Source organism: Streptomyces sp. NPDC050732 (assembly GCF_040654255.1).
GTDB lineage: Bacteria > Actinomycetota > Actinomycetes > Streptomycetales > Streptomycetaceae > Streptomyces.
Window position 1 is genome coordinate 232576 of sequence record NZ_JBFAHP010000001.1, and the last position, 24930, is coordinate 257505.

Genomic DNA, 24930 nt, shown 5'->3' on the forward strand with positions numbered 1-24930 from the left:
TCCGCCCGGCCGCAGCCGGCGCCGCCCCTGCGCAGCGGGGCAGCGGTCGCCCGGCGGATGAAGGGCGGGTGGGTGGGGAGGTGACCTCCGGGCGTCAGGACGAGGGTCAGCATTCCGCACCGCCCGAGGCGCCCACGCCAGCAACCGCCTCGCGCCGCAACCCCGCCGCCCTCCGCAGCGCCGCCACCGTCGGGTCGGCCGGGTCACCCGTCGAGCCCGCGGCGGCGGCGAGGACCTCGCCGATGGTCGTCAGGCCGCCCAGCTCGCCGCGGATCGCGCGGCCGAGGGAGGTCACCTCGCCGGACTCGCGGGCCCGGGCCCGGCAGTGGAAGGCCAGCTCGCAGGTGGAGAGGCACTCGGGGGCGTACGTCGCGGGGACCGCCTCGACCGCCGCGGCCAGCTCGTCCGCGGGGCGCCGCACGTCGAAGGTCGTGCCCTCCGGAAGCTCCGCCGCGATGTCCTCGACGCGGGTCAGCCTGGCCAGCTGGCGCCGGGTCACCGACAGCTGCTTGCGGACGTCGATCGCGGATGCCGTCGGCAGGTTCGAGAAGTCCTTGGGGCAGACGAGGACGACGTGGTGCCGGACCCGGGGCGCCGGGTCCATGCGCTGCGCCACCCGCTCCAGCGCCAGCGCGTACACCGCGGACTGGCGGGCGGCCGCGCCCACCTTCGCCGCGTCCGCCGAACCGTCGATCATCGGGAAGGACTTGATCTCGACGACCGTCCAGCTGCCGTCCGGATGGACCACCACCGCGTCCGGCTCCAGGAAGGCGGGCGTCCCCGCGACGTCCAGGGCCAGCATGGGATGGTCGAGGAGCGTCCAGCCGCCCGCCCCTGTGGCCTCCCGCAGCGCGAGCGCGGTCCGCGCGGAGCGCCCCTCGGGGCCCGCCGCCGACAGGTCGGGGACGGCCGACTCACCCGGCACCGGCTCGGGCCCGCCGCCCACGCGCGCGTGCGTCAGCCGCAGCAGCTCCGCGCCGCCGTCGGCCTTGACCCGCGCCTCGAAGGCATTGCCCCGCATGAACGCGAACTGGGACTGACCGAAGCCCGAGGGGGAGCCCAGGGACTCCGCGAGCGCCGTCTTGTCCACCCCCGCGCCGTCCAGCAGCGCACGCCGTCCGCACCCCGGGTTGGCCGCGAGCGCGGCCAGCGCCCGGGCGTCCAGCGGCCGCGCGGGAAGATCCGCGCCGCGCAGCTCAGCGAGCCGGTGCCGCAGCGCCTTCCCCGGCGTCGGCGGGTCGGCCGACGTCTGCGGGCCGGGCACTCGGCTCGGTGCCGGGGACGACACTCTGCTTGCGCTGTCGGGGAATTCGCTCACCTGCCGAAGTCTGGCATCCGCCACTGACAATCGAGGGCTCTGTGGCGGATGAGGGCACCGAGGACGGCAGGAAGCGGGCCCGCAACCGGTCCATCACGGGCTCAGTGAGCCGCTGCACGGGCCGCACGAGCAGCAGCCCGACGCCCATCACCGCGGCGCCCGCGAGCGCGTCGAAGAGGTAGTGGTTGGCGGTGCCCATCACCACGATGGTGGTGATGAGGGGGTAGGCGACGGCGGCCACCCTGGTCAGTGGCGTGCGCCCGCACCGCCACAGCATCACGCCGCACCACAGCGCCCACCCCACGTGCAGGCTGGGCATCGCCGCGTACTGGTTCGTCATCCCGCCGAGCCCGCGCGGCGCGCTCGCCTCGCCGCCCCACCAGCCATAGTTGCTGTACTGCGCCATGGTGTCGACGAAGCCGTACCCCTTGCTCAGCAGCCGGGGCGGGCAGGTCGGCAGGAGCGTGAAGCCGATCAGGCCGATCATGGTGGAGATCATCAGCCACGCGCGTGCCGCCCGGTAGTGGACGGCACGGCTGCGGAACAGCCAGACCAGGACGGCGGGCGTGACGAGGTAGTGCAGTGAGGCGTACCAGAAGTCGGCGGGGACGCCGATCCAGGCGTTGGCGGTGAAGAGACGGTTCAGCGGGCTCTCCGCGTCGATACGGAGGAACTGCTCGGCCTTCAGGATCCCCACACCGTGGTCGATCGCACTGGAGACATCACCGCGGACGACCAGCCGGCCCGCCGAGTACGCGGCGTACACCAGGACGATCAGCGGCAGCTCCGTCCACCAGCGCAGCCGGGGCCCGGATATGCCGGTGATGCCCGGCACGTCGGTCTTCGGCATCCGATAGGTCCCCCATGTCTCTGTTCACGCGGCGTCTGCCGCCGCCTCACTTTACGGCGTACGCGAAGGCGGGCGAGGCATCCCCCGGCCGACTAAGACGCAGAGATCGGCGCCCGGGTTGCCCACCCCGTCGGGTGCTCGATCACAGGTGGGTGATGATGGAGGGGCAGGCGCGCCCTGTCCGTAAAAAGCATCAAAAGTGTCGTCGGCGCACGTGGCCGTATTCGACATGTGTACGACTTGGAGAGATCCCATGGCCCCCCGCATCCTGCTGGCCCGGCACGGACAGACGGAATGGTCCCTGTCCGGGAAACACACCGGCAGGACCGACATCCCCCTCCTCGAAGAGGGCCGCCGCGGCGCCAAGCTCCTGGGCGAGCGGCTGCGCCGCGCGCCCTTCGACGGCCTCCCGGACGTCGAGGTGCGCACCAGCCCGCTCTCCCGCGCGCGGGAGACCTGCGAGCTCGCCGGCTTCGGGGACCGCGCCACCACCTGGGACGCGCTCATGGAGTTCGACTACGGCGCGTACGACGGCATGACCCCCGCCGACATCCAGGCCGTCCGGCCCGGCTGGCTGATCTGGCGCGACGGGGTCCCCGAGGGGGAGACGCTGGAGCAGGTCGCCGCGCGCGCGGACGAGGTCGTGGAGTGGGCGAGGAGCGCCGACCGCGACGTGCTGGTCTTCGCGCACGGCCACATCCTGCGGGTCATCGGCGCGCGCTGGCTGGGCCTCGGCATCGAGTTCGCCGCCCGCATCCGCCTCAACCCGACGTCCCTTTCCGTCCTCGGCTGGGCTTACGGAGAGCCCGCCATCGAGTCGTGGAACGAGACCGGGCACCTGGCCTAGCCCCCGAAGGCCACTCCGCGCCCGACCGCCACACCGCACCCCGTGCCCTAGACCGCGCGCGGCAGGGCGGCGTGCCTCTCCAGGAAGCCGCTCACCCCCGAGGTGCTGCGGTGCGGCAGGAGCACCCGCGCCGTCGTGGCGAGCATCGACTGGATGCGGGAGGACTGCACCTCTCCCAGGAGCGCCAGGACTTCGAGGCCCGCCGCCGCCGCCTCGTCGGGGCGGCCCGCGCGGGCCAGGTCGTCGGCCAGCTCGGCGGTGTAGAGCGCGATGTTCCTGGTGAACTGCGGGGTCTGCGAGGAGGCGGTGTCCACGGCGAGCCGGGCGTGCCCGGTGGCCCGCGCCCACTCGCCGAGGGCCGACCAGCACTGCGCCTCCAGGCCCGCGAACTCGGCGGGGCCGTAGAAGCTCATCCACTCCGGGTCCTCCGCGCGGGGCCCGCGGTCGAAGAGGCCGTGGGCGCGGGCCAGCGCCTGTTCGCAGCCCGAGCGGTCGCCGAGCCCCGCCCAGCCCCCGGCCTCCCGCAGCGCGATGAGCGAGAGCAGCCGGTGCGAGCCGAGGTGGCGGGCGGCGCGCGTGGCCGCCTGGGCCGCCCGCACCGCCTCCCGGGGCCGCCCCGCGTCCCGCGCGAGGAAGGCCGTGTTGCAGAAGGCGTGCGCCTCCAGGGCGTCGTCACCGGAGACCCGGGCCGTCGCCAGGGCCTCGGCATAGTGCGAGCGGGCGTCGTCGAAGCGGCCCGAGTCGTGCGCCAGCCAGCCCACGGAGATCGCCAGCTCACCGGCGCCCGCGTGCAGCCGGTCCGAGGTGGCCTGCCGGGTGGTGGTCCCCGCGTCGAGCAGCGTGTAGGCGGTGCGCAGCGGGGCGGCCGCGCGCCGGTAGAGCCCGTCGGCGCCGTGCCGGTCGTCGAGCAGCCTGATCTTCCGCACGGCCTCCTCGACCGCGCCGGCCTCGGCATCGCCGACCCTGCGGCCGCGCAGGGCGGCCGCCTCCGCGGGGCCGCCCAGGGTGAGGCCGATGGGCCCCAGGGCGGCGGCCACGGTGGCCGTGGAACCGGTCATGAACGCGCGACGCTGCACGTCGCTCTCCTCGTGGGTCTGGACCGCGTACGGATCGCAGGCGCGGGGGTCGGACCCGGACGGATGGGACTCGTACAACTGGATCGTGGTCGGTTGTTCGGTGCGCGCCCCCCTGCCGCGCACCAGGGCGCGGGGGGCGAAACCCAGGTCCGTCAGGGACCGGCCCGGGAACATGTGCAGGAACACGCGTTCATAGGCGTAGTTGGGACAGCGGATCTCGCCCGCCTCCACGCGCCCGATGTAGCGGGCGTCGCAGCTGACGCGCTCACCGATCTCACGGGCGGACCGCCGGACGGCCGCGGCGAACTCGCCCGGTGAGCGCTGTCCGCGGAGTTGTCGGAATGCGAGGTTCGGTCGTGGGGACTGAGTTGACGATGCCATCGGTGACGACGCCATGGCCGGACCCTCTCGTGCGGATCGTGCCGGATGGTGCACACGCTTGCGCACTGGTTACGCCGCGTCCGCGCCCTGGGTCTCGCGGGCCTGCCCTGTTCCGGCGGAGCACGAACGTACCCGCTGTGACGGGTCCGCCACGCGGTGTTTGGCTACAAACCGGATATCTCATCCGGGATCCGCCATGAACTGCCATCCTTTGCGGCGGCGTGCCGCAGTGCCTGTTGACGCCCTCGCGCGTTGAACCATGAGGAGCGGGAGCCGGGCGGCTGCCGCACTGGCGAGGAGGGTTTCCTTGTTGGAGATCGGCATGGAGAACGGCGACTCCCGTACGGGGAACGGCACGTCCCCGGCGTCCCTGACGACGGCGCGCCACCGGCCCACCCCGGACCGCAGCGCCCCGCCCCCCGGCCAGGTGCCCTGCGACGACGAGTGCTGCGACCTGGTCACGGTCCCGGCCAGGCAGGGCCTGGAGGCGGTCGACATCCTGCGCCGCGGCGCGGGCGACACCATCGGCCCCGTCCTGCACGACGGCGGCTGCGCCACTCTCGGCTTCCTCGTGCCGCCGGGCACCGCCGACGCCTGGGACCTGCCGGGCAGCGCCTGCACCCAGACCTACGGACGCGGCATGAGTGTGTACGCACACCCGGGGGCCGGACAGCCGGACCAGGGAGGACAGGCCGGGCCCGCCGGGCCCGTCGTCCCCGACCCGCCGGTCGCGGGCACCGGCTGGCTGCTCCCGCCGGGCGGCGAGACCGACTCCGTCACCGACCCGGCCGTCCTGCGGGCCGCGCTCGGCCAGGCCGCCCGCACCATCGAGGCCGCCGACAACTGCCGCTGAGCCCGCCCGCGGCGGACCGGAGCGCACCGCCGGCGGGCCCTGCCGTCCGCGTACGCCGATAATGGTCCGATGGCAAGGAACAAGCGGGCCCGGGAAGCGCGGGAGGCCGTCGTCGAGAAGGTGGACGGCGGACTCGCCGAGCTCATGCCCGACCGGGACAGGCCGCGCGCCTGGACGCTGCTCGTGGACGGCGCCCCGCAGTCCCACGTCGACCTCGACGACCCCGCGTACCTCGACTTCGAGTACCAGCGCAGGATCGGCCACATCGCCGACCTCGTCGCCCCGCCCGGCAAGCCGGTCCACGCCGTGCACCTCGGCGGCGGCGCCTTCACCCTCGCCCGCTACATAGCCGCGACCCGCCCCCGCTCCACCCAGCAGGTCGTCGAGCGCGACACCGCCCTCGTCCGACTCGTCCGCCGCGAGCTGCCGCTGGACCCGCAGAGCCGCATACGCGTGCGCGGCACCGACGCCCGCGAAGGCCTCGCCAAGATCCCCGACGGCTGGGCGGACCTCGTCATAGCCGACGTCTTCAGCGGGGCACGCACCCCCGCCCACCTCACCAGCACGGAATTCCTCACCGACATACGCAGGGTCCTGAAGCCCGGCGGGTACTACACCGCCAACCTCGCCGACGGCCCGCCACTCGCACACCTGCGCGGCCAGCTCGCCACCGCCGCCGTGCTCTTCCCCGAACTCGCCCTCGCCGCCGACCCCGCCGTCCTCCGCGGCAAACGCTTCGGCAACGCCGTGCTGCTCGGCTCCGACCGGGAGCTCCCCGTCGCCGAGCTGACCCGGCGCTGCGCGGGCGACCCGCACCCCGGCCGGGTCGAACACGGGCGCGGACTCCGGGACTTCGGCGGGGGAGCGGCGGCCGTCACCGACGCCGGCGCGGTCGCCTCACCGGCGCCGCCGCCGTCGGTCTTCCGCTGAACGACCGGACGGCCGCGGGGGTCAGGACTCGTCGATCTCCACGCGCGGCGCCGTGTCGTGCCACGTGCAGAACACCGAGACGCGGGCCGCGCCCCCGGTGAACTCCACCCGGATCCACTTGTCCTGCTTCCACGTCTGCACCGACCAGCCCGCCGCGGGCGTCGCCGAGACCAGCGTCGCGGAGTCCTCGCCGAGGTCGAGGACGACCCGGCCGCCGTCGGTGCTGTAGCTCTTCACCGTGCCGGTGCTGCTGCCGGAGTTCGTGGGCGGCGGGGCCGAAGGTCCGTCGGGGTGTGTCCCGGACGGTCCGGCGGATTCCGGGGTCTTCGGTGTCTTCGGCGGCTTCGGTGATTTCGAGGGCTTCCGGGGCTTTTCGGGCTTCTCGGCCGGTGTCGACTCGGGGCGGTGCGTGGAGGACGACAGGGGTTCCGCGCGGTCCGCGCCGCCGTCGTCACCCGCGAGCGGCAGGGCGCGCGGGGGGTCGTAGGCGGTGCCCGCAAGCACCGTGTGGACGCCCCACCAGGACAGCGTGACCGCCGCGCCCGTGGCGAGCGACCAGGCGATTCCGTGTACGAGTCCTCTGCGCATCGCGGGCCATACTGCACCACGCGGCGCGCCGCTGTCCCCCGGGGGCGGGGGCACCCGGCGGGAGGACCGCGTTCCTCCGTATGGCGTACGGTGCCGCCCATGGCAAGTGTGCTCGTCGTCGAGGACGACCAGTTCGTACGCTCCGCCCTCATCCGGCATCTGACCGAGGCGTCGCACACCGTGCGCAGCGTCGGCACGGCCCTGGAGGCGCTGCGCGAGGTCGCCCATTTCCGCTTTGACGTGGTGATCCTGGATCTCGGCCTGCCCGACCTCGACGGGTCGGAGGCGCTGAAGATGCTCCGCGGCATCACGGACGTACCCGTGATCATCGCGACCGCGCGGGACGACGAGACGGAGATCGTGCGGCTCCTGAACGCCGGCGCCGACGACTACCTCACCAAGCCGTTCTCCGTCGAGCACCTCTCGGCGCGCATGGCGGCCGTGCTGCGCCGCGCGCGCGTCCCGGCCGGCGAGGCGGCGCCGGGCAACGTGCTCCGCGTCGGCGGGCTCTCCATCGACCCGCTGCGGCGCCAGGCCGATCTCGACGGGGCGCGGCTCGACCTGACCCGGCGCGAGTTCGACCTGCTCGCCTTCCTCGCCGGGCGGCCCGGCGTCGTCGTGCCGCGCAAGGAACTGCTCGCCGAGGTCTGGCAGCAGAGCTACGGCGACGACCAGACCATCGACGTACACCTGTCGTGGCTGCGGCGGAAGTTGGGCGAGACGGCCGCCCGGCCGCGCTATCTGCACACCCTGCGCGGGGTCGGCGTGAAGCTGGAGCCACCGCTGCCGGAGCCCGCGCCGTGAGATGGGCCCTCGTCAAGGTGTGCCTGGCCGTCACGACGATGGTCGTGGTGGCCTTCGCGGTGCCGCTCGGCCTCGTCGTCAAGGAGATGGCCAGGGACCGCGCCATCTCCAACGCGGAACGGCACGGCGCGGGCATGGGCCCCACGCTCTCCATCACCACCGACCGCGAGGAGCTCACCCGGGCCGTCGCCTCGTCCGAGGCGGGCGGTGACGGCCGGATGGCGGTGTACGTGCCGGCCGTCGACGGCGCCGAGGCCTTCGAGGTCGGCGATCCGAGGGCCGGGGCGCGGGCCGTGGAGGCGACCCGCGAGGAGGGCCGGGCCAGGACCACCGGGGTGCCCGGTGGGTTCGTGGTCCTGCAGCCGACCGCGCTCAGCTCGGGCACGGCGGTCGTCGAGATCTACGTCCCCGAGGCCGAGGTCAGCAATGGCGTGGCCACGGCGTGGCTGGTGCTCGCGGGCGTCGGCATCGCGCTCGTCATCGGCTCGGTGGCGGTCGCGGACCGGCTCGGCGTACGCATGGTCCAGCCCGCCAAGCGGCTGGTGGGCGCCGCGCACGACCTCGGTGAGGGCAAGCTGGGGGCGCGGGTGCCGGAGGAGGGGCCGAAGGAGCTGCGGCTCGCCGCGGTGGCGTTCAACTCGATGGCGGACCAGGTGGTGCGACTCCTCGCCAACGAGCGTGAGCTGGCGGCCGACCTCTCGCACCGCCTGCGTACGCCGTTGACCGTGCTCCGGCTGAACGCGGCCTCGCTCGGCGAAGGACCCGCCGCGGAGCAGACCCGCACGGCGGTCGAGACGCTGGAGCGCGAGGTCGACACCATCATCCGCACCGCGCGCGACGCGAAGCCGCAGACCGCGGCGGTCGGGCCCGGCGCGGGCTGCGACGCCGCCGAGGTGGTCAGGGAGCGGATGGCGTTCTGGTCGGCGCTCGCCGAGGACGAGGGGCGCGAGGTGCGGGTGGCGGGTGTGGAGCGGCCGGTCCGCATCCCGGTGGCCCGCCCCGAACTGGTCGCCGCCCTCGACGCGTTGCTCGGCAACGTCTTCCGGCACACGGGCGAGGGCACCGCCTTCTCGGTGGACGTGCACAGCGGCGAGGACGCCGTGATCGTGCTCGTCTCCGACGCGGGCCCCGGCATCGCCGACCCGGCGGCCGCGCTCGCCCGGGGCACGGGCTCCGGCGCGGACGGCTCCACGGGGCTCGGCCTCGACATCGTGCGCCGCCTCGCCGAGTCGACGGGCGGCGACGTCCGCATCGGCAGCTCGGTCCTCGGCGGCACGGAGGTCCGCGTCTGGATCCAGCGGGACGCCCGCCGCCCGGCGGAGGGACGCCGGGGCCACCGGGGGACCGCGGTGCGCGGCCGCAGGCGGACCCCGGCCCCGGGCCCGAGCCGGACGGCGTGACGCCGGCCGGGGAACGCTACTTCCTCGGGAACATCGCCTGACTGGCCGCGTCGACGAACGGCGCCGCCATGTTGACGAAGGCGGAGGCTCCCCGCTCGAACGGCGCGAGCGGGTTGACCTGTGCGGGCGGGGCGGGCGGCTTCCGGCCGTCGGCGACGGCGGTCGCACCGCCCTGAAGGGCGAGCAGGGTCACGAGAAGGACGGCGGCACGGGGATACGTACGAGATCGCATGCCTGCTACAACGACGCGAATTCGAGCCGGTCACGCCGTGCGGTCAACGGGACATTCCCCGCCATTCCTTCGAAGGACACGCCCTTTCCCCGGGCCTGCCTCGTCGCATCATCGCGCGAGGTCCCAGATGATCGTGGACTTCCCCGCCCATTCGCCGGAAGGTTTGTGCTGCCGTGAAAAACCGACTGTCCGAAGTGGAACTGCCACCTCTTTTCTGTCCGCTGGAATCCGCCGTCCACCCTCGGGTACGGCAGGTCGACGAGCAGGCCGTGGCGTGGATCGGCGACAGCGGCATGTGCGCGTCGGAGCGGGAGAGGGCGTGGGTCGTGGCGACGCACAGCACCGACTTCTACGCCCGGTTCGCCCCGGTGGCCGACGACGAGCGGCTGCTGGCGACGGCCCTGTGGGTGTACTGGGGCTTCGCCTTCGACGACGCCCGCTGCGACACCGGGCCGCTCAGCACCCGTCCCGCACAGTTCAACGCCCTGGCGGGACAGGTCCAGCGGGCCTGTGAGACCGGCGCGGCGCGGCCCGACGACCGGTACGCGGGCGCTCTGCAGGACATCATGCGCCGCTTCCGCTCCTTCGCCCCGCCCACGCAGGTCAGCCGCTTCGTCCACGCCCACCGGGCGTGGCTTTCTGGGGTGGCCTGGCAGATCGGCAACCAGGCCGTGGGCCGCATGCCGGGCCTCGACGAGTTCCTGGTGATGCGGCTGCTGGCGGGGGGCGGCTTCCCCACCTTCGCGATGCTGGAGCTGGCCACCGGGGCGGAGGTCCCCGACCGGGACATGCACCGGCCCGCGGTCCGTGCGCTGACCGAGATGGCGGCGATGGTCGCCTCCCTCGACAACGACCGGCACTCGCTGCACAAGGAGCTGGCCAAGGGGCACGCGGACCAGAACGTCTACACCGTCCTGATGGCCGAGCGCGGCATCCCGCTGCAGGAGGCCGTCCACGAGGCCAACATGCTGCGGGACCGCGTCCTGTGGCGGTTCCTGCACCTGCACGACCGGGTCGTGCCGACCGCGGGCGCGGACCTCGCGACGTACCTCCAAGGCCTGCGGTACGGGGTGCGCGGCAACAACGAGTGGGGCATGCGGGTGCCCCGCTACCTCAGCCAGGGGCACTGGCCCGACGACATGGACGACTCGCTGCTGACGTACGCCGACGAGCCGTCCGACACACGGCCGGGCCCGGTGGAGGGCGCGCCCGGCATCGCCTGGTGGTGGGACGCGGACCTCGGCTGAGCACGGGCTCTCAGCGCCCGGCGGCCAGGTCCAGCGTCCACCAGGGGCCGCCGGGGCCGTCCGCCACGCCGACGCCCGCGTCGGTGTAGCGGCAGGTGAGGACGATGGCCCGGTGCGAGGGGCTCTCCATCCACAGCGCGACGGTGCCGCGCGGGGTGGTGGAGCCGGCCGCGATGACCTCGCCGGCCGGTCCTGGGCGGTAACCGGCGGCCCGCATCCGGTCGACCGGGCGGCTGCCGTCGGTGCCGGCGTGGCTGAGGCGCTCGTGGTGGGACATGTCGGCGCTGTGCCGCTGGGCCGCCCGGCTGAGGGAGTCCCGCAGCCGCACGGAGGGGCAGCCGGCCGCGGCCCGGTGTCTGTTGACCTCGTCGAGCAGGCCGGCCGGCGGGGGTTCCCACCGCGGGGCGGGCACGGCCCACGCGGGCGGCGGACAGCACAGCAGCGCCACGAGGAATGCGAAGGGTCGGGCGATTCGGGCGATTGTCCTTCTGCTCATTCCTGTCATGTTTAATGTTTCCTTTTCGCTCATTCTATTTGATGCACTCGCGCGCCCGCGGCGTTTTTCTTTCCTGTGTCAGCGGTGGGCCGCTATGGTGGAATAGCCGATTCCCGTTACCCGTGTCCATCTTTATCGTCCACATCTTTCGTGCAGGAGGATTTTCATGTCAGTGCGGTTTCGCCGTATGGCAGTCGTGTCATTTGCCGCCGTCGCGGTGATGGTGGGTGGTGCGGCTGCGGCCGCCGCCTCGGTGCCGTCGGACCACAACTCGCTCTACCCGGGGCCCGAGGTCTCGGACACGTACCACGGGGACCACGACCACGTCCGCGACCACGATCACCCGCTGCACGTGGGCCCGTTCGACGTCCCGCGGCACGGCACCGTCTCCGGTGGCTTCACATGGGGCCTGGAGGACTGACGTCAGGCACGACACGAGGGTGGGAGCCGTCCCTGGGACGGCTCCCACCCTCGTTCCGTCCCTCAGCGCTTGAGTGTGGCGGCGCTGGCGACGAGGACCAGGATCACGCACGCCAGGATCAGCAGGGCGTCCCTGATGAAGATCCCCGTGATCCCGGGGTGGTTGGCGGCCTCACCGGCGGCCTGGACGGCGTACGTCATCGGCATCAGCTTGGCCGCGGCCGCCAGCGCGCCCTGCATCTCGTCCCGCGGCACGAAGAGACCGCACACCAGGAACTGCGGCAGGACACCCGCGGGCAGGAACTGCACCGCCTGGAACTCGTTGCGCGCGAAGGCGCTCACCAGCAGCCCGAGGGCCAGGCCCAGGAGGGCGCCCAGCATGGCGATGACCATGAGCAGATACGCGGGTCCCTCGATGTCGAGGCCCAGCGGGCCGACCGACAGGAGCGTGGACAGGACCGCCTGCAGCAGCGCGAGGAAGGCGAAGGCCAGGCTGTAGCCGAGCACGATGTCGAGCCGCCGTACCGGCATGGTGAGCAGCCGTTCGGCGGTGCCCGTGGTGCGTTCGCGGAGCGTCGACACGGACGCCACCAGGTACATCACGATGACCGGGAAGACGCCGAAGACCTGGGGCCCGACCCGCTGGAGGGTGGCGTCGGAGCCGTGGAACATCAGCTTGAGCAGCACCATGAGCATGCAGGGGATGCCCAGCAGCAGGGCGGTGCTGCCCTTGTCGCGGGAGACCTGCTGCAGGACCCGGACGGCGGTGGCGCCGGTGATGGTGGGGGAGAAGGGCAGCCGCTCGGTCAGACGGGAAGTGCTCATGACCGGACGTCCGTGGCGAAGAAGGACCGCTCGGCCTCGGGGGCGGACGGCTGGTCGAGCAGGCCGGGCAGCTCGGGGAACAGGCTCTGGGACGCGGCGCGTTGGCGGGCCCGCGCCTCCGCGGCCGTCGCGGCCTCGACGAGGTGCATGAACGCCTCCTCCACATCCGTACAGTCCGTGTGCTCCAGCAGCGACTCCCGGTCGGCGCTGGCGAGGAGCCGGCCCGTGCGCATCAGCAGGAGCCGGTCGCAGCGGTCGGCCTCGTCCATGACGTGGCTGGAGATCATCAGGGTGGCGCCCTCCAGGGCGAGGCGCCGGAAGACCAGCCAGAGCTCGCGGCGCACCATCGGGTCGAGGCCGACGGTCGGTTCGTCCATCACCAGCAGGTCGGGCTTGTTCAGGAGGGCCACGGCCAGCGAGACCCGGGAGTACTGGCCGCCGGAGAGGCTGGCGACGAGCTTGTCCGCGTAGCCGGCGAGGTCGACCTCCTTGACCACGCGGACCACCGCGTCCTCCCGCCGCCAGCCCCGCATGCCGAGTGCGGCGGCGAAGTAGCGCAGGTTCTCCAGGACGGTGAGGTCCGCGTAGACGGACGGGGCCTGGGTGACGTACCCGACCCGGGTCTTCAGCTGGTGGGCGCCCGCGCCGTAACCGAGTACCTGGATGTGCCCCGCGGTGGCCTGCTGCACGCCGACGACGGACCGCAGCAGCGTCGTCTTGCCGCAGCCGCTCGGGCCCAGCAGGCCCACGATGCAGCCGCGGGGGATGGTGAAGGTGACGTTCGACAGGACCGTGTGGCTGCCGCGGTCCACCCGCAGGCCATAGGCGGACACGGCGGGAACGTCGCCCGGGAGGGCCACGCCGGGTTCGGGCTGCTGTACAACTCCACTGCGTTTCGTCACGAAGAAGTCCCGTTCGGGCGGTGGTGGTACGTTCAGCGCGTTTTGTCACGCGTCCACCGCACGGTCAACGGCCCACGGGAGCCGAAGTCACGCCCACGGGCCGACCGCTGTCAGGAATCCCGCGGACCGGCCGCCGTCAGGAATCCCGCTGGACCATCGTGGCGGCGATCTCCTGGAGCTGCCGGTACGCGTCCGCCGTCGGCCGGGCGCACGACAGGGCCCGCAGCGCGGCCGACAGCTGCCGCCTGGACTCCTCCTCGGCGGCCTGCCGCCCGCCGGCCTTCTCCACCAACTCCCGCGCCAGATCCACCTCCTCGGCGCCCAGCGGGTGCGGCGACGCGTACAGGGACCGCAGCTGCTCCGCGGCGGAGCAGCCGCCCGCGAGCGCCGCCACGACCGGGAAGGACTTCTTGCGCGCCGCCAGATCGGCCCCGACCGGCTTGCCGCTGCGTGCCGTGCGGCCCCAGATGCCCATGAGGTCGTCGGCGCACTGGAAGGCGACGCCGAGGCGGCGGCCGAACTCCCGCAGTCCCCGCACGCGCTCGCTGTCGGCCCCGGAGAGGGCTCCGCCCAGGGCGCAGGCGCAGCCCATCAGCGACCCGGTCTTGCCCTCCGCCATGGTCAGGTACTGCGCCACGGACACCTCGGGCGTCCTCTCGAACGCCATGTCGAGGCTCTGCCCCTCGACCAGGTCGAGCAGGGCGCGGACCAGTTCCTGCACCGCCACGGCCGCGAACTCCGCGGGCGCGTGCGCGACTTCCCGCAGCGCGGCGGCCAGCAGGGCGTCACCGGTCAGCACCGCCGACGACGTGCCGAACGCCGACCAGACGGCCGGGCGGTGGCGGCGCAGCGCGTCGCCGTCCATCACGTCGTCGTGCAACAGCGTGAAGTCGTGGACCAGTTCCACGGCGACCGCGCCCCGCAGGGCGTCCCGCGGGGCACCGCCGACCGCCACCGCGGAGAGCAGCGTCAGCGCCGGCCTGACCGTCTTGCCCCGGCCCGCCGCCGCCACGGCCGGCGTGCCGTCGGCCTCGCACCAGCCGCGGTGGTAGCCCGCCGCCAGGCGCTCGGCCGCGGGCAGGGTCGCCACGGCCGCCTGGAGGGCGGGCAACAGCAACTCGTTCACCCACCCCAGACGTGGGAAGACCGTGCCGGGGGCCGGACCGGTGATCTGCGACATGCACTGCTCCTCAGACCGCAAACGGGGAGTGGCGCGGCGGCAGGACCAGCCACGCCGCGGACCCGCCCAGTCAACCGGCGCCGCCCGGCGCGGGAGAAGCCGCGGCACCCCAGCCGGCTGAATGATCACTGGGGCGGCCCAGCCCTCATACGGTGCGCTCAGCCGAAAGTCACAGTCCGCGCGCCGGCCCGCCCGGCCCCGGGGCGCGATCTTTAACCGGCCCCCATCCCTTCCTTAAGCGCACCCTAAGGTCGTCAACCGGCGCCCCACCTGGGCGTTTTGTCGGGTCCCGCGCGGCTAGCGTGCTGCCGCACCCCACCCCCGTACAGCTAAGGCAGGCACGCCATGAGCAGCACGCACCGGCGCACGGTCAGCACCCGGACCAAGGTCATCGGCGGACTCGTCGCCGCGTCCCTCGTCGGCGGCGGCGCCTTCCTCTTCTCCGGGACGGCGCTCGCGACGAAGGCTTCCCAGGAGAAGGCCCCCGCCCCCGCCAGGTTCGCGCCCTTCGTCGACACCTCCCTCGCCCCGGCCCACGACCTCCTCGACACCGCGGAGAAGACCGGCGTCAAGGAGTTCAACCTCGCCTTCATCACCTCCGGCGGCGGCTGCGAGCCGCTGTGGGGCGGCACCACCGGACTCGGCGACGACAAGGTCGCCGCGCAGATCGACGACCTGCGCGCCGAGGGCGGCGACGTCCGCGTCTCCTTCGGCGGCGCGGCCGGTTCCGAGCTGGGCCTGAAGTGCGCCGACGCCGACGCCCTCGCCGCGGCCTACGGCAAGGTCGTCGACGCGTACGAGCTGACCAAGGTCGACTTCGACATCGAGGGCGCCGCACTGCCGGACACCGCGGCCAACACCCGCCGCGCCCGGGCCATCGCCCGGCTCCAGGAGCGGCACCCGGAGCTGGACGTGTCGTTCACGCTGCCCGTGATGCCCGAGGGGCTGACGCGGCCCGGCGTCGGCCTGCTCACCGACGCGAAGAAGCACGGCGTGCGGATCGACGCGGTCAACATCATGGCCATGGACTACGGGCCCGCCTACAGCGGCGACATGGGCCAGTACGCCATCCAGGCCGCCACCGCCACGCAGAAGCAGCTCAGGACCGCGCTCGGCCTCTCCGACAAGGCCGCGTGGCGGACTGTCGCCGTCACCCCGATGATCGGCGTCAACGACGTCACCACCGAGGTCTTCAGGACCGAGGACGCCACCGAGCTCGTGAAGTTCGCCGAGGCCAAGGGCGTCGGCCGGCTCTCGATGTGGTCCGCGACCCGCGACAAGGCCTGCGAGGGCGGCGCGGCCGGCTCCGCGCAGCCGACGTGCTCGTCGATAGAGCAGCAGCCGCTGGCGTTCACGAAGGCGTTCGCGGCGTACGAGTGACGGCCCCGCCCGTCAGCCCACGACGGACTCCGCGGGCAGCGCGCCCGCCCCGGCGACCGTCGCGTACCAGTGGGCGCTGGACTTCGGCGTGCGGACCTGCGTCTCGTAGTCGACGTAGACCGCGCCGAACCGCTTGCCGTAGCCGTACGACCACTCGAAGTTGTCCAGGAGCGACCACAGGTAGTAGCCGCGCACGTCGGCCCCGTCGGCGATGGCGCGGCGGACGGCGCTCAGGTGGCCGTGCAGATAGGCGATGCGCTCCGGGTCGTGGACGCGGCCGTCCGGGTCGGGCTTGTCGTCGTAGGCCGCGCCGTTCTCGGTGATGTACATCGGGAGTCCGGGCGCCTCCCGCGAGTACCGCATGATCAGCTCGTGCAGGCCCGTCGGGTCGATGGTCCAGCCCATCTCGGTGCGCTCGCCCGGCGTCTGGTGGAAGGCGACGTCGTCGGAGCCGGGCCACGGGGAGTGCTCGCTCGCCCCGTGCCCGTCGGCACGCCGGGTCGCGGCGCCGTCCGGCGCGGCCGAGACCAGCGCGGGCGTGTAGTAGTTGAGGCCGAGCGCGTCCAGCGGCTGGTGGATGGCGGCCAGGTCGCCGTCCTGTACGCAGGACCAGTCGGTGATCCTGGCCGTGTCCGCGAACAGGTCCGCCGGGTAGGCGCCGTGCAGCATCGGGCCGTGGAAGACGCCGTTGGCGAGGTTGTCGATGCGCCGCCGGGCGTCCTGGTCCTGCGGGGCGTCCGAAACCGCCCTGACCACCGCCGAGTTGAGGCTCACCGCGACACCGGCGCGGGCCGGCAGGGCGGCACGCAGCGCCTGCGTGCCCAGGCCGTGCGCGAGGTTGAGGTGGTGGGCGGCGTGCAGGGCGGCCGCCGGGTCGGTGCGGCCGGGAGCGTGCACGCCGGAGCCGTAGCCCAGGAAGGCGCTGCACCAGGGTTCGTTGAGCGTGATCCAGGACGCGACGCGGTCACCGAGCGCCTCGCCGACGATGCCCGCGTACTCGGCGAACCGGTACGCGGTCTCGCGCGCCGGCCAGCCGCCCGCGTCCTCAAGCTCCTGCGGCAGGTCCCAGTGGTAGAGGGTCAGGGCGGGCTGGATGCCGCGGCCGAGGAGTTCGTCGACGAGGCGCCGGTAGAAGTCCAGGCCCCGCTGGACGGCGGGGCCGCGCCCGGTGGGCTGCACGCGGGACCAGGAGACGGAGAACCGGTAGGCGTTCAGGCCGAGGTCGGCCATGAGCTCCACGTCGTCGCGGTAGCGGTGGTAGTGCTCGACGGCGACGTCACCGGTGTCACCGCCGGCCGTCCGGCCCGGCGTGTGGCTGAAGGTGTCCCAGATGGAGGGCGTGCGGCCGTCCTCGCGCACGGCACCCTCGATCTGGTACGCGGAGGTGGCGGTGCCCCAGAGGAAGTCGGCCGGAAAGCTGAGGGATTCAGGCATGGAAGCGCTCCCATGAGAAAGAGAGAGGGAAGAAGAGAGAAGAAGAGAAGGAGAAGAGAGAAGAAGAGAGAAGCCGGAAGAGGTACGGGAGGGGGAAGCCCGGGAGCCGCGAGGGCTCCCGGAGCGTTCAGCCCTTGACCGCGCCCTGCATGATGCCGCTCACGATCTGCTTGCCGAACAGGACGAACGCGAGCAGCAGCGGCAGCGTGCCGAGCAGCGCACCCGCCATGATCACCGCCCGGTCGGGGATGTAGCCCGTACCCAGGGAGTTGAGCGCCACCTGGACGGTCGGGTTCGACTGGTTGAGCGCGATGATCGGCCACAGGAAGTCGTTCCACGCCATGACGAACGTGAGCAGTCCGAGGACGGCCATCGCGGGCCGCGCCGCCGGGAACACCACGTGCCAGATGATCCGCAGGCTGCTGGCCCCGTCCATCCGCGCCGCCTCGATCAGCTCGCTCGGCAGCGCCTGCACCAGGTACTGCCGCATGAAGAACACGCCGAAGGCGCTCACGAACGTCGGCAGGATCACCGCCTGGAGCTGGTTCGTCCACTGCAGGTCGGCGACCCACAGATAGAGCGGTACGACGCTGAGCTGCGGCGGCACCATCATCGTGCCGATGGTCAGCAGGAGCAGCGCGCCGCTGAACCTGAACTTCAGCTTGGCGAAGGCGAATCCGGCGATGGTGGAGAACAGGACCGTGCCGATGGTGATGCTGCCCGCCACGATCGTGGTGTTGAGCATCGCGTCGCCGAGGCTCGCCTCGGTCCAGGCCCGTTCCATGTTCTTGAAGAGGTTGCCGCCGAACCACAGGGGCGGCGGGGTCTGCGCGAGCCGCCCGCTCGTCCGCGAGGCCGCGATCGCCGTCCAGATCAGCGGGGCGAGGGAGACGGCCGTGAACAGCGCGAGGACGAGGTAGGTCACGGGCCCCGCGTGCATCGTGCGGCCGGCCTTCGGACCGAGGCGCCGTCCGCGGCCGCCCGGCTTCCGGTCCGCGGGGCGGTCGTCGGTCCGTGCGTCCTCGGGCCGGCCGTCCGCCAGGTCCACCGTGCGGGCCTTCATCGGTCCTTCCTCAGTCGTCGGGCGATCAGCAGATTGACCGCGGCGATGAGCAGCAGGATCACGAGCATCAGCCAGGCGACGGCCGAGGCCCGGCCCAGGTGGCCGTTGATCCAGCCCTGGTCGTACAGATAGAGGCCCAGCGTCTGGAACTGGTGGTCGGCGCCGCCCTTGGACCCGGCCGTGCCGCCGAACAGCAGCGGCTCGCCGAAGAGCTGGGTCGCCCCGATGGTGGAGACGACCACCGTGAACAGGATCGTGGGCCGCAGCATCGGGATCGTCACGTGCCGGAACTGCTGCCAGCGCGAGGCGCCGTCCAGCGAGGCCGACTCGTACAGGTCGTGGGGCACGGCCTGCATCGCCGCGAGATAGATCAGCGCGTTGTACCCCGTCCACCGCCAGATGACGATCGAGGACACCGCGAACTGCGAACCCCACGATGACTCGCGCCAGTTGACGGGGTCGATGCCCACCGACCCGATCACCCAGTTGACCATGCCGCCGTCCCACGCGAACAGCAGCGTGAAGACCAGCGAGGCGCTGGCCACCGAGGTGGCGTACGGAGCGAGCATCGCCACGCGCCACAGCGTGGAGCCGCGCAGCTTGTAGTTGAGCAGGTGCGCGATGCCGAGGGCGACGGCCAGCTGGGGGACGGTGGAGATGACACCGATGGTGAAGGTGTTGCCGAGCGCGTTCCAGAAGTAGTCGCTCTGCAACAGGTTGGTGTAGTTCTCCAGGCCGATCCACGTGCTGTCGTCGAGGTTGGTCAGCGACAGGCGGTGCATCGACGCCCAGCCGGTGTAGAGCAGCGGGAAGAGGCCGAAGGCACCGAAGAAGAGGAAGAAGGGCGCGACGAAGACGTACGGCGACGCCTTTATGTCCCAGCGGTACAGACGGCTGCGCCACGAGGACGTGGGGGAGGCCTTGCGGCTCCCGGACGCGGCCGGGGCCGCGTCCCCCTCACCGGGGGACGCGGTCTCGGCGTACTCAGCGGTCTCGGACATGGGCGTCACTGTCCCAGAACGTCCTTGATCTCTTCCTGCGCGGCCTTCCAGCCCTGTGCCGGGGACTTGCCCTGTTGCTCCACCTGGAGCACACCGATGTCCGTGATGGACTGGCCGATCTGGGCGTCCTTCAGGCCGTAGACGGCCGAGGGGGTGTTCTTCGCGATGCCGGCGTAGATCTCCGTGATGGGCGCGTCGTTGAAGTACGCCTTCGTGGCGGGCGACGGCTTCAGCGTGTCGTAGACCGACGGGGTCGACGGGAAGCTGGCCTGCTTGGCGAAGATCTTCGCGAGCTGCTCGGGCTGCGTCAGCCAGACGGCGAGCTCCGTCGCCTCCTTCTTGTGCTTGCCCGCGCTCGGCACGCCGAGGAACGTGCCGCCCCAGTTGCCGTCCGTGGGCGCCTTGGCCATGTCCCACTGGCCCTTGCCCCCGGGGCCCGTCTTCTCCTGGATGTACCCGGCCATCCAGGCGGGGCAGGCCACGGTCGCGAACTTGGCGTTGGCGAAGCCCTGGTCCCACGTCGGGTCGAACTGCTTGAGCTTGGCGGACATGTCGCCCCGCGCGACCTTCATCGCCGCGTCCCACGCGTCCTTGCGGCCCTGGCTGTCCTCGTAGATCTCCTTGCCGCCCTGGTCGTAGTACCGCTCCTTCGCACCGGCGAAGACGGCGTTGTAGACACTGGAGGCGGAGTCGACGAACTTGCTGCCCTCGGGCGCCTTCTCCATGTACTTCTCGCCCATGGCGACGTACTTGTCCCAGTCGCCGGCCCACTCCTTGGCGAGCTCCTCGCGGTCGGTGGGCAGACCGGCCTTCTCGAAGAGGTCCTTGCGATAGCAGAGCGCCGTCGGGCCGATGTCGACGCCGAGACCGATCGTCTTGCCGTCCTCGGTCGTGGCCTGCTTCCACTTCCAGTCGAGATACGTCGACTTCTTGACGCCCTCGGCCTTGCCCAGGTCCTCGAACTTGGCGCCCTGGGTCTGCACGACCTCGGTGATGTTGCTGACTTCGACGGCGGCCACGTCGTTCACGCCCGCGCCGGACTGCAGCTGGGTGAGGAGCTTCGGGTAATAGGCGTCGTTCCGCTCGATGACGTTCTCTTTGATCTTGATGTTCGGATGCGACTTCTCGTACTCGTCGTAGAGACCTGCCTGCTTCAGGCCCAGTACGCCGAATGTGCCGACATTGAGCGTGATCTTGCCGTCGCCGCCTGCCGAGCCGCTGTCGTCGTCGCTCGAACATGCGGTCAGCAGACCCGTCGCGAGCGCGGTCGTGGCCGCGTAAGCCACCAGTCTGCGGGTCCGGCGGTGGTTGGTGCGCATGACGTCCTCCTGTTGCCTGACGTGCCGACCCCCCGGCCAACTGCACTGCTGGGCCCGTTGGTTCACGCTGCGGCTCGGGCGGGGAACGTGCGGGTTGTGTACGTGTCAGGTAGTGTGGGAGCGCTCCCACAGGTGATGAGTTGAAGACTCGTGGCTGCGGCCGGGGGTGTCAAGGGACCGGACAGAGAGTTATGTGTTCGGTTATCGGGCCGTTACGGGGCGGCCCTGGTTCGGCCCATCGGCCCGGTGAAGATCGGGCTGTTACATTCCTCGCCGGGGGAAGTGTGACGGGAGGCGGACAATGGCAGCTCACGCAGCGCGCGGCCGCGGTGGCGGACGGCCCACTCTGGAGATGGTCGCCGCGCGGGCGGGGGTCGGCCGGGGGACGGTCTCCCGGGTGATCAATGGCTCGCCGCGGGTGAGTGAGGCGACCCGCACGGCCGTCGAGGCCGCCGTCGCGGAGCTGGGGTACGTCCCGAACACCGCGGCCCGCGCCCTGGCCGCCAACCGCACGGACGCCATCGCCCTGGTCGTGCCCGAGCCCGAGACCCGCTTCTTCGCCGAGCCGTACTTCTCCGACGTCCTGCGCGGTGTCGGGGCCGAGCTCAGCGAGACCGAGATGCAGCTGCTGCTGATCTTCGCGGGCAGCGACCAGCGGCGCCAGCGCCTGGCCCAGTACCTGGCGGCCCACCGCGTCGACGGGGTCCTCCTCGTCTCGGTGCACGCCGACGACCCGCTGCCCGACCTGCTGTCCCAGCTGGAGATCCCCGCGGTGATCAGCGGCCGCCGCTCCGCCGAGGAGGCGCTGCCCTCCGTCGACTCCGACAACTTCGCCGGGGCGTGCTCGGCCGTGGAGCACCTGCTCTCCCGCGGCCGCACCTCCATAGCCACCATCACCGGCCGCCTCGACGTGTACGGAGCCCAGCGCCGCCTCGACGGCTACCGCGCCGCGCTGCGGGACGCGGGCCGCCCGGTGGACGAGCGGCTGATCGTGCCCGGCGACTTCACGGAGGAGGGCGGCCGGCGGGCCATGCGGGAGCTCCTCGCCGCCTGCCCCGAGGTGGACGCGGTCTTCGCGGGCTCCGACGTGATGGCGGCGGGCGCCCGGCAGGCGCTGCGCGAGGCGGGCCGCCGCATACCCGACGACGTGGCGCTCGTCGGCTTCGACGACTCGGCGATCGCCCGGCACATGGACCCGCCGCTGACGAGCGTGCGGCAGCCCATCGAGGAGATGGGGCGGGCCATGATCGACCTGCTGCTCGCCGAGATCGCGGACAGCCGCCCCGCGGCCGCCCGGCGCCTGGAGCGGCGCCAGCTGGTGCTTCCGACGGAACTGGTGGAGCGGGCCTCTTCCTGAGGCTGCTGGGCCGGGGCCCCGGCCGAAGAAGAGGCACGAAAAGCGGAAGGGCCCCGGTTCTCTCGAACCGGGGCCCTTCCTTCAGGGTGAGTGACGGGACTTGAACCCGCGGCCACCTGGACCACAACCAGGTGCTCTACCAACTGAGCTACACCCACCATGTCCGGTCTTTTGTCGTTCTTCCGACCGGCCGAGAAAAAGTGTACAGGGTCCGAAGGGGTGCTCGCGCACACCTTTTCCGGACCCCGTACACAGGGCGTCCGCGGAGGCTACTCCGCAGGCAGGACGTGCTTGGCCGCGATCGTCCTCGCGGTCTCCGAGTCGGGTCCCGGCTGCGGCACGAAGATCGCCTCGCGGTAGTAGCGCAGCTCGGCGATGGACTCGCGGATGTCGGCGAGCGCGCGGTGGTTGCCGTTCTTGTCCGGGCTGTTGAAGTACGCCCTCGGATACCAGCGCCGGGCCAGCTCCTTGATGGAGGAGACGTCGACGATCCGGTAGTGGAGGTACTCCTCCAGTGTCGCCATGTCCCGCAGCAGGAAGCCGCGGTCGGTGCCGACCGAGTTTCCGCACAGCGGAGCCTTCCGCGGCTCCTTGACGTGCTCACGTACGTACGCCAGGACCTGCTCCTCGGCGTCGGCCAGCGTGGTGCCGCCGGCCAGCTCGTCGAGGAGCCCCGAGGCGGTGTGCATGGCGCGCACCACCTCGGGCATGGTCTCCAGCGCCGCGTCCGGCGGGCGGATCACGATGTCCACACCTTCGCCGAGCACGTTCAGTTCCGAGTCGGTGACCAGTGCGGCCACCTCGATAAGTGCGTCGTCCGCCAACGAGAGCCCGGTCATCTCGCAGTCGATCCACACCATGCGATCGTTCATGCCGCTAACCCTACGGCGCGCTCCTCTGGCCGGGCAGGGGAGCACGTCCTGGCGCGTACACGTCGGAGTTCGGCTTGCCGGGCTCGGTGGGCACCGAGGTCGACGGGCCGAGCGCGCTCGCGGCCGCCGTGCGCCGGGTCTGGGTCGGCACCGGGCCGGCCTCGACCAGCGTGGGCACGGATTGCGCCGTCGCCGACACGGACTCAAGCACGCGCTCGCCCTGCGGCCTGCGGGCGCGGTACGCGGCGCGGTAGGCGGCGGGCGACGAACCCAGCTGGCGCCGGAAGTGACCCCGCAGCGCCACCGGTGAACGGAAGCCGCAGCGGCCCGCGACCTCGTCCACGGAGTAGTCGGAGGTCTCCAGGAGCCGCTGTGCCTGCAGCACCCGCTGGGTGATCAGCCACTGCAGCGGCGCGCTGCCGGTGAGCGAGCGGAACCTGCGGTCGAAGGTCCGCCTGCTCATGTACGCGCGCGCGGCCAGCGTCTCCACGTCGAACTGCTCGTGGAGGTGCTCCAGCGCCCAGGCGACGACCTCGGCGAGCGGGTCGGCGCCGATCTCCTCGGGTAAAGACCTGTCGAGATAGCGCTCCTGGCCGCCGGCCCGGCGCGGCGGCACCACGAGCCTGCGGGCGAGCGCGCCCGCCGCTTCGTTGCCGTGGTCCGTGCGCACGATGTGCAGACAGAGATCGATTCCGGCCGCGGTGCCGGCGCTCGTCAGGACGTCGCCGTCGTCGACGAACAGCTCGCGCGGATCCACGTGGACGGACGGATAGCGCTTCGCGAGCGTCGGCGCGTACATCCAGTGGGTGGTCGCGGGACGCCCGTCGAGCAGTCCCGCCGCGGCGAGGACGAACGCGCCCGTGCACAGCCCGACGATGCGGGCGCCCTCCTCGTGCGCGCGGCGCAGCGCTTCGAGCGCCTCCGGCGGCGGCGGTGAGGTGATCGACCGCCAGGCCGGTACGACGACGGTGCCGGCCCGGCCGATGGCCTCAAGGCCGTGCGGCGCGGTGAGTTCGAGTCCGCCGGTGGTCCGCAGCGGGCCCTCCTCGCCGGCGCAGACCAGCAGCCGGTAGCGGGGGACCCCCGCGTCCTGCCGGTCGATGCCGAACACGGAGAGCGGTATGGAACTCTCGAAAATGGGACCGCCGCTGAAGAGCAGCACCGCTACGATCTCCCGGCGGCGCCGCCCCGAAAGTTTCCGAGCCGCGGCCTCCGGCGCGGCAGTGGAGTCGTGGCTCATGGTGCTAAACCCCCCTCGGGCGTCGCGGCTCCGTGTTCCTGGCGTGCTTGACGTGCTTGACGTTTTTGACGTGCTTGACGCGCTTGCCTGGCTTGTCGCTGCTGCACGTTTCCCCTCGGTCCTCCACCAGTCCCCCGCCGTAATACAGTCAAGATCGAATCTACTGCGTCCCGTGCTGCCGGGGTGACCAGTTCATCACTCGGCAGATTGTCGACATGGCAACTTGGCGTGAAGCATTCGATCACGAAGCGTTGCACTCGGGCGGCTTGCTGGGAAGTGCGCCTTGGCTCCATGGCCGGTCCCCGTAGGGTGCGGGCGGCTCGCGCGCGTCTTTCAGCCCTGGTCGGACCGGGGTTGAGGGGGCGTTCGGCCAAGGAATCGACGGCCCCCGGAAGTTGGCTGAAAAGCTACGGGAGCGTGTGTGTGAATTGGTCAGTCCACCGGCGCACTGTCGGCACTGTGACGAGTGCCCCTGTGCGCTCCCGAACCCGTTCTGCCGTGCCGTCCGCGGTGCCCGTTGTTCTGTTCTGCAAGCAGTCGCGCGGCGCCCCGTTCGGACTGCCGCAGGAGCACCCGGCAGACCCCCGTGACGGCCACGAGGCCGAGCGCCGCGCCGGCGGCGCCCGCCAGTGAGCCGCCGTACGCGACGAGCACCACGGGGACCAGTACGCAGCTGAACGCGGCCCAGCGGACCACGTCGCTCACCGAGTCCGCCGGGGCCGCGGCGGGGTGACGCCCGTGCGGGCCCTCCCGGCCCGGCCGGCCTTGCTCGGGTGAAGAGGGGAAGAGGGTGGAAGGTGGGGACGCGGGCGAGGGTCCAGGCACGGCGTGCTCCCTGTGGCGGTGGCGTACGGAGATCCAGCGCTGTCCAACGCCTGGCTGTCCGCCGGGTCACTGGGGAGGCCACCGGGTGGC

At 72.2% G+C, this 24930-nt stretch carries 24 protein-coding genes, 1 tRNA gene and 1 pseudogene; 9 read left to right on the forward strand and 17 right to left on the reverse strand.

Annotated elements, in window-relative coordinates; translation table 11 throughout:
• Positions 1 to 106: 106 nt before the first annotated feature.
• Both AB0H82_RS01045 and AB0H82_RS01050 read right to left on the reverse strand, forming a co-directional pair.
• On the reverse strand, positions 107 to 1264 hold the full coding sequence (locus tag AB0H82_RS01045; RefSeq protein ID WP_362987383.1) for a hypothetical protein: 1158 nt from the start codon (positions 1262 to 1264) through the stop codon (positions 107 to 109).
• Positions 1197 to 2168, reverse strand: coding sequence for a phosphatase PAP2 family protein (locus AB0H82_RS01050; protein ID WP_362987384.1), 972 nt, complete (start codon positions 2166 to 2168; stop codon positions 1197 to 1199). The genes AB0H82_RS01045 and AB0H82_RS01050 overlap by 68 nt, the downstream gene beginning before the upstream one ends.
• Before the next feature lie 253 nt (positions 2169 to 2421).
• On the opposite strand from AB0H82_RS01050, the gene AB0H82_RS01055 reads away from it, so the two are divergent.
• Positions 2422 to 3015: a histidine phosphatase family protein gene (locus tag AB0H82_RS01055; protein ID WP_362987386.1), complete on the forward strand. Its 594-nt coding sequence runs from the start codon at positions 2422 to 2424 to the stop codon at positions 3013 to 3015.
• A gap of 47 nt (positions 3016 to 3062) precedes the next feature.
• Here the strand turns inward: AB0H82_RS01055 and AB0H82_RS01060 are convergent, their stop codons facing one another.
• A complete protein-coding gene (locus tag AB0H82_RS01060) occupies positions 3063 to 4472 on the reverse strand; it encodes a tetratricopeptide repeat protein (RefSeq protein WP_362987388.1) in 1410 nt (469 codons plus the stop codon).
• 322 nt (positions 4473 to 4794) lie between these two features.
• Between AB0H82_RS01060 and AB0H82_RS01065 the strand changes: the two genes are divergently transcribed.
• Together AB0H82_RS01065 and AB0H82_RS01070 are read left to right on the forward strand one after the other, a co-directional pair.
• Positions 4795 to 5325: a hypothetical protein gene (locus AB0H82_RS01065; RefSeq protein WP_362987720.1), complete on the forward strand. Its 531-nt coding sequence runs from the start codon at positions 4795 to 4797 to the stop codon at positions 5323 to 5325.
• A gap of 69 nt (positions 5326 to 5394) precedes the next feature.
• Positions 5395 to 6255 (forward strand): fused MFS/spermidine synthase, encoded by an 861-nt coding sequence (locus tag AB0H82_RS01070; protein ID WP_362987390.1) that lies wholly within the window; start codon positions 5395 to 5397, stop codon positions 6253 to 6255.
• A gap of 21 nt (positions 6256 to 6276) precedes the next feature.
• On the opposite strand, the gene AB0H82_RS01075 is transcribed toward AB0H82_RS01070, so the two are convergent.
• The gene (locus tag AB0H82_RS01075) at positions 6277 to 6843 is read right to left on the reverse strand and encodes a hypothetical protein (protein ID WP_362987392.1); all 567 of its coding nucleotides are present in this window, start codon (positions 6841 to 6843) and stop codon (positions 6277 to 6279) included.
• A 99-nt stretch (positions 6844 to 6942) separates the two neighbouring features.
• Here AB0H82_RS01075 and AB0H82_RS01080 point away from each other — a divergent pair, with 99 nt between their 5' ends.
• Complete coding sequence (locus AB0H82_RS01080) at positions 6943 to 7647, forward strand: response regulator transcription factor (protein ID WP_362987394.1); 705 nt, start codon at positions 6943 to 6945, stop codon at positions 7645 to 7647.
• A complete protein-coding gene (locus AB0H82_RS01085) occupies positions 7644 to 9047 on the forward strand; it encodes a HAMP domain-containing sensor histidine kinase (RefSeq protein WP_362987396.1) in 1404 nt (467 codons plus the stop codon). The genes AB0H82_RS01080 and AB0H82_RS01085 overlap by 4 nt, the downstream gene beginning before the upstream one ends.
• Before the next feature lie 16 nt (positions 9048 to 9063).
• Here the strand turns inward: AB0H82_RS01085 and AB0H82_RS01090 are convergent, their stop codons facing one another.
• Positions 9064 to 9279 carry a hypothetical protein gene (locus AB0H82_RS01090; protein WP_362987398.1) on the reverse strand — a complete coding sequence of 72 codons (216 nt, stop codon included), beginning with the start codon at positions 9277 to 9279 and terminating at the stop codon, positions 9064 to 9066.
• Positions 9280 to 9452: 173 nt separating this feature from the next.
• Here AB0H82_RS01090 and AB0H82_RS01095 point away from each other — a divergent pair, with 173 nt between their 5' ends.
• Positions 9453 to 10526: a terpene synthase family protein gene (locus tag AB0H82_RS01095; RefSeq protein WP_362987402.1), complete on the forward strand. Its 1074-nt coding sequence runs from the start codon at positions 9453 to 9455 to the stop codon at positions 10524 to 10526.
• A gap of 10 nt (positions 10527 to 10536) precedes the next feature.
• On the opposite strand, the gene AB0H82_RS01100 is transcribed toward AB0H82_RS01095, so the two are convergent.
• Positions 10537 to 11022, reverse strand: coding sequence for a CAP domain-containing protein (locus AB0H82_RS01100; RefSeq protein WP_362987404.1), 486 nt, complete (start codon positions 11020 to 11022; stop codon positions 10537 to 10539).
• Positions 11023 to 11209: 187 nt separating this feature from the next.
• On the opposite strand from AB0H82_RS01100, the gene AB0H82_RS01105 reads away from it, so the two are divergent.
• The gene (locus AB0H82_RS01105) at positions 11210 to 11443 is read left to right on the forward strand and encodes a hypothetical protein (RefSeq protein ID WP_362987406.1); all 234 of its coding nucleotides are present in this window, start codon (positions 11210 to 11212) and stop codon (positions 11441 to 11443) included.
• A gap of 62 nt (positions 11444 to 11505) precedes the next feature.
• On the opposite strand, the gene AB0H82_RS01110 is transcribed toward AB0H82_RS01105, so the two are convergent.
• The 3 genes from AB0H82_RS01110 to AB0H82_RS01120 form a co-directional block, all read right to left on the reverse strand.
• Complete coding sequence (locus AB0H82_RS01110; protein WP_362987408.1) at positions 11506 to 12267, reverse strand: ABC transporter permease; 762 nt, start codon at positions 12265 to 12267, stop codon at positions 11506 to 11508.
• The gene (locus AB0H82_RS01115; protein ID WP_362987410.1) at positions 12264 to 13100 is read right to left on the reverse strand and encodes an ABC transporter ATP-binding protein; all 837 of its coding nucleotides are present in this window, start codon (positions 13098 to 13100) and stop codon (positions 12264 to 12266) included. The genes AB0H82_RS01110 and AB0H82_RS01115 overlap by 4 nt, the downstream gene beginning before the upstream one ends.
• A gap of 205 nt (positions 13101 to 13305) precedes the next feature.
• The gene (locus tag AB0H82_RS01120) at positions 13306 to 14349 is read right to left on the reverse strand and encodes a polyprenyl synthetase family protein (protein WP_362987412.1); all 1044 of its coding nucleotides are present in this window, start codon (positions 14347 to 14349) and stop codon (positions 13306 to 13308) included.
• 492 nt (positions 14350 to 14841) lie between these two features.
• Between AB0H82_RS01120 and AB0H82_RS01125 the strand changes: the two are divergent.
• Positions 14842 to 15729 (forward strand): annotated as a pseudogene (locus AB0H82_RS01125) (chitinase); the annotation flags it as partial.
• Positions 15730 to 15741: 12 nt separating this feature from the next.
• Here the strand turns inward: AB0H82_RS01125 and AB0H82_RS01130 are convergent.
• From AB0H82_RS01130 to AB0H82_RS01145, 4 genes are all read right to left on the reverse strand, one after another.
• On the reverse strand, positions 15742 to 17163 hold the full coding sequence (locus tag AB0H82_RS01130; protein WP_362987414.1) for a GH1 family beta-glucosidase: 1422 nt from the start codon (positions 17161 to 17163) through the stop codon (positions 15742 to 15744).
• Between the two features lie 127 nt (positions 17164 to 17290).
• Entirely contained in the window at positions 17291 to 18103 is an 813-nt protein-coding gene (locus tag AB0H82_RS01135; protein ID WP_362987721.1) for a carbohydrate ABC transporter permease, read from the reverse strand.
• Positions 18104 to 18222: 119 nt separating this feature from the next.
• Positions 18223 to 19227, reverse strand: coding sequence for a sugar ABC transporter permease (locus AB0H82_RS01140; protein WP_362987416.1), 1005 nt, complete (start codon positions 19225 to 19227; stop codon positions 18223 to 18225).
• A 5-nt stretch (positions 19228 to 19232) separates the two neighbouring features.
• The gene (locus AB0H82_RS01145) at positions 19233 to 20546 is read right to left on the reverse strand and encodes an ABC transporter substrate-binding protein (protein WP_362987418.1); all 1314 of its coding nucleotides are present in this window, start codon (positions 20544 to 20546) and stop codon (positions 19233 to 19235) included.
• Between the two features lie 301 nt (positions 20547 to 20847).
• Here AB0H82_RS01145 and AB0H82_RS01150 point away from each other — a divergent pair, with 301 nt between their 5' ends.
• The gene (locus AB0H82_RS01150) at positions 20848 to 21903 is read left to right on the forward strand and encodes a LacI family DNA-binding transcriptional regulator (RefSeq protein ID WP_362987420.1); all 1056 of its coding nucleotides are present in this window, start codon (positions 20848 to 20850) and stop codon (positions 21901 to 21903) included.
• An 85-nt stretch (positions 21904 to 21988) separates the two neighbouring features.
• Here AB0H82_RS01150 and AB0H82_RS01155 read toward each other — a convergent pair.
• The 4 genes from AB0H82_RS01155 to AB0H82_RS01170 all read right to left on the reverse strand — a co-directional run bounded on the left by AB0H82_RS01155 (position 21989) and on the right by AB0H82_RS01170 (position 24720).
• Positions 21989 to 22061, reverse strand: a tRNA-His gene (locus tag AB0H82_RS01155).
• A gap of 111 nt (positions 22062 to 22172) precedes the next feature.
• The gene (gene orn, locus AB0H82_RS01160; protein WP_362987422.1) at positions 22173 to 22775 is read right to left on the reverse strand and encodes an oligoribonuclease; all 603 of its coding nucleotides are present in this window, start codon (positions 22773 to 22775) and stop codon (positions 22173 to 22175) included.
• A gap of 10 nt (positions 22776 to 22785) precedes the next feature.
• Positions 22786 to 24015, reverse strand: coding sequence for a helix-turn-helix domain-containing protein (locus AB0H82_RS01165; RefSeq protein WP_362987424.1), 1230 nt, complete (start codon positions 24013 to 24015; stop codon positions 22786 to 22788).
• Between the two features lie 432 nt (positions 24016 to 24447).
• Positions 24448 to 24720, reverse strand: coding sequence for a hypothetical protein (locus tag AB0H82_RS01170; protein ID WP_362987426.1), 273 nt, complete (start codon positions 24718 to 24720; stop codon positions 24448 to 24450).
• Positions 24721 to 24930 lie beyond the last annotated feature (210 nt).

What these genes read in the sequence shown, in the direction of transcription:
- AB0H82_RS01130 (WP_362987414.1), bottom strand. Translation starts at nt 17,163, where the DNA reads ATGCCTGAATCCCTCAGCTTTCCGGCCGACTTCCTCTGGGGCACCGCC.
- AB0H82_RS01100 (WP_362987404.1), bottom strand. Translation starts at nt 11,022, where the DNA reads ATGAGCAGAAGGACAATCGCCCGAATCGCCCGACCCTTCGCATTCCTC.
- AB0H82_RS01165 (WP_362987424.1), bottom strand. Translation starts at nt 24,015, where the DNA reads ATGAGCCACGACTCCACTGCCGCGCCGGAGGCCGCGGCTCGGAAACTT.
- AB0H82_RS01055 (WP_362987386.1), top strand. Translation starts at nt 2,422, where the DNA reads ATGGCCCCCCGCATCCTGCTGGCCCGGCACGGACAGACGGAATGGTCC.
- AB0H82_RS01110 (WP_362987408.1), bottom strand. Translation starts at nt 12,267, where the DNA reads ATGAGCACTTCCCGTCTGACCGAGCGGCTGCCCTTCTCCCCCACCATC.
- AB0H82_RS01150 (WP_362987420.1), top strand. Translation starts at nt 20,848, where the DNA reads ATGGCAGCTCACGCAGCGCGCGGCCGCGGTGGCGGACGGCCCACTCTG.
- AB0H82_RS01065 (WP_362987720.1), top strand. Translation starts at nt 4,795, where the DNA reads ATGGAGAACGGCGACTCCCGTACGGGGAACGGCACGTCCCCGGCGTCC.
- AB0H82_RS01070 (WP_362987390.1), top strand. Translation starts at nt 5,395, where the DNA reads ATGGCAAGGAACAAGCGGGCCCGGGAAGCGCGGGAGGCCGTCGTCGAG.
- AB0H82_RS01090 (WP_362987398.1), bottom strand. Translation starts at nt 9,279, where the DNA reads ATGCGATCTCGTACGTATCCCCGTGCCGCCGTCCTTCTCGTGACCCTG.
- AB0H82_RS01135 (WP_362987721.1), bottom strand. Translation starts at nt 18,103, where the DNA reads ATGCACGCGGGGCCCGTGACCTACCTCGTCCTCGCGCTGTTCACGGCC.
- AB0H82_RS01050 (WP_362987384.1), bottom strand. Translation starts at nt 2,168, where the DNA reads ATGCCGAAGACCGACGTGCCGGGCATCACCGGCATATCCGGGCCCCGG.
- AB0H82_RS01145 (WP_362987418.1), bottom strand. Translation starts at nt 20,546, where the DNA reads ATGCGCACCAACCACCGCCGGACCCGCAGACTGGTGGCTTACGCGGCC.
- AB0H82_RS01105 (WP_362987406.1), top strand. Translation starts at nt 11,210, where the DNA reads ATGGCAGTCGTGTCATTTGCCGCCGTCGCGGTGATGGTGGGTGGTGCG.
- AB0H82_RS01140 (WP_362987416.1), bottom strand. Translation starts at nt 19,227, where the DNA reads ATGTCCGAGACCGCTGAGTACGCCGAGACCGCGTCCCCCGGTGAGGGG.
- AB0H82_RS01120 (WP_362987412.1), bottom strand. Translation starts at nt 14,349, where the DNA reads ATGTCGCAGATCACCGGTCCGGCCCCCGGCACGGTCTTCCCACGTCTG.
- orn (WP_362987422.1), bottom strand. Translation starts at nt 22,775, where the DNA reads ATGAACGATCGCATGGTGTGGATCGACTGCGAGATGACCGGGCTCTCG.
- AB0H82_RS01060 (WP_362987388.1), bottom strand. Translation starts at nt 4,472, where the DNA reads ATGGCATCGTCAACTCAGTCCCCACGACCGAACCTCGCATTCCGACAA.
- AB0H82_RS01075 (WP_362987392.1), bottom strand. Translation starts at nt 6,843, where the DNA reads ATGCGCAGAGGACTCGTACACGGAATCGCCTGGTCGCTCGCCACGGGC.
- AB0H82_RS01080 (WP_362987394.1), top strand. Translation starts at nt 6,943, where the DNA reads ATGGCAAGTGTGCTCGTCGTCGAGGACGACCAGTTCGTACGCTCCGCC.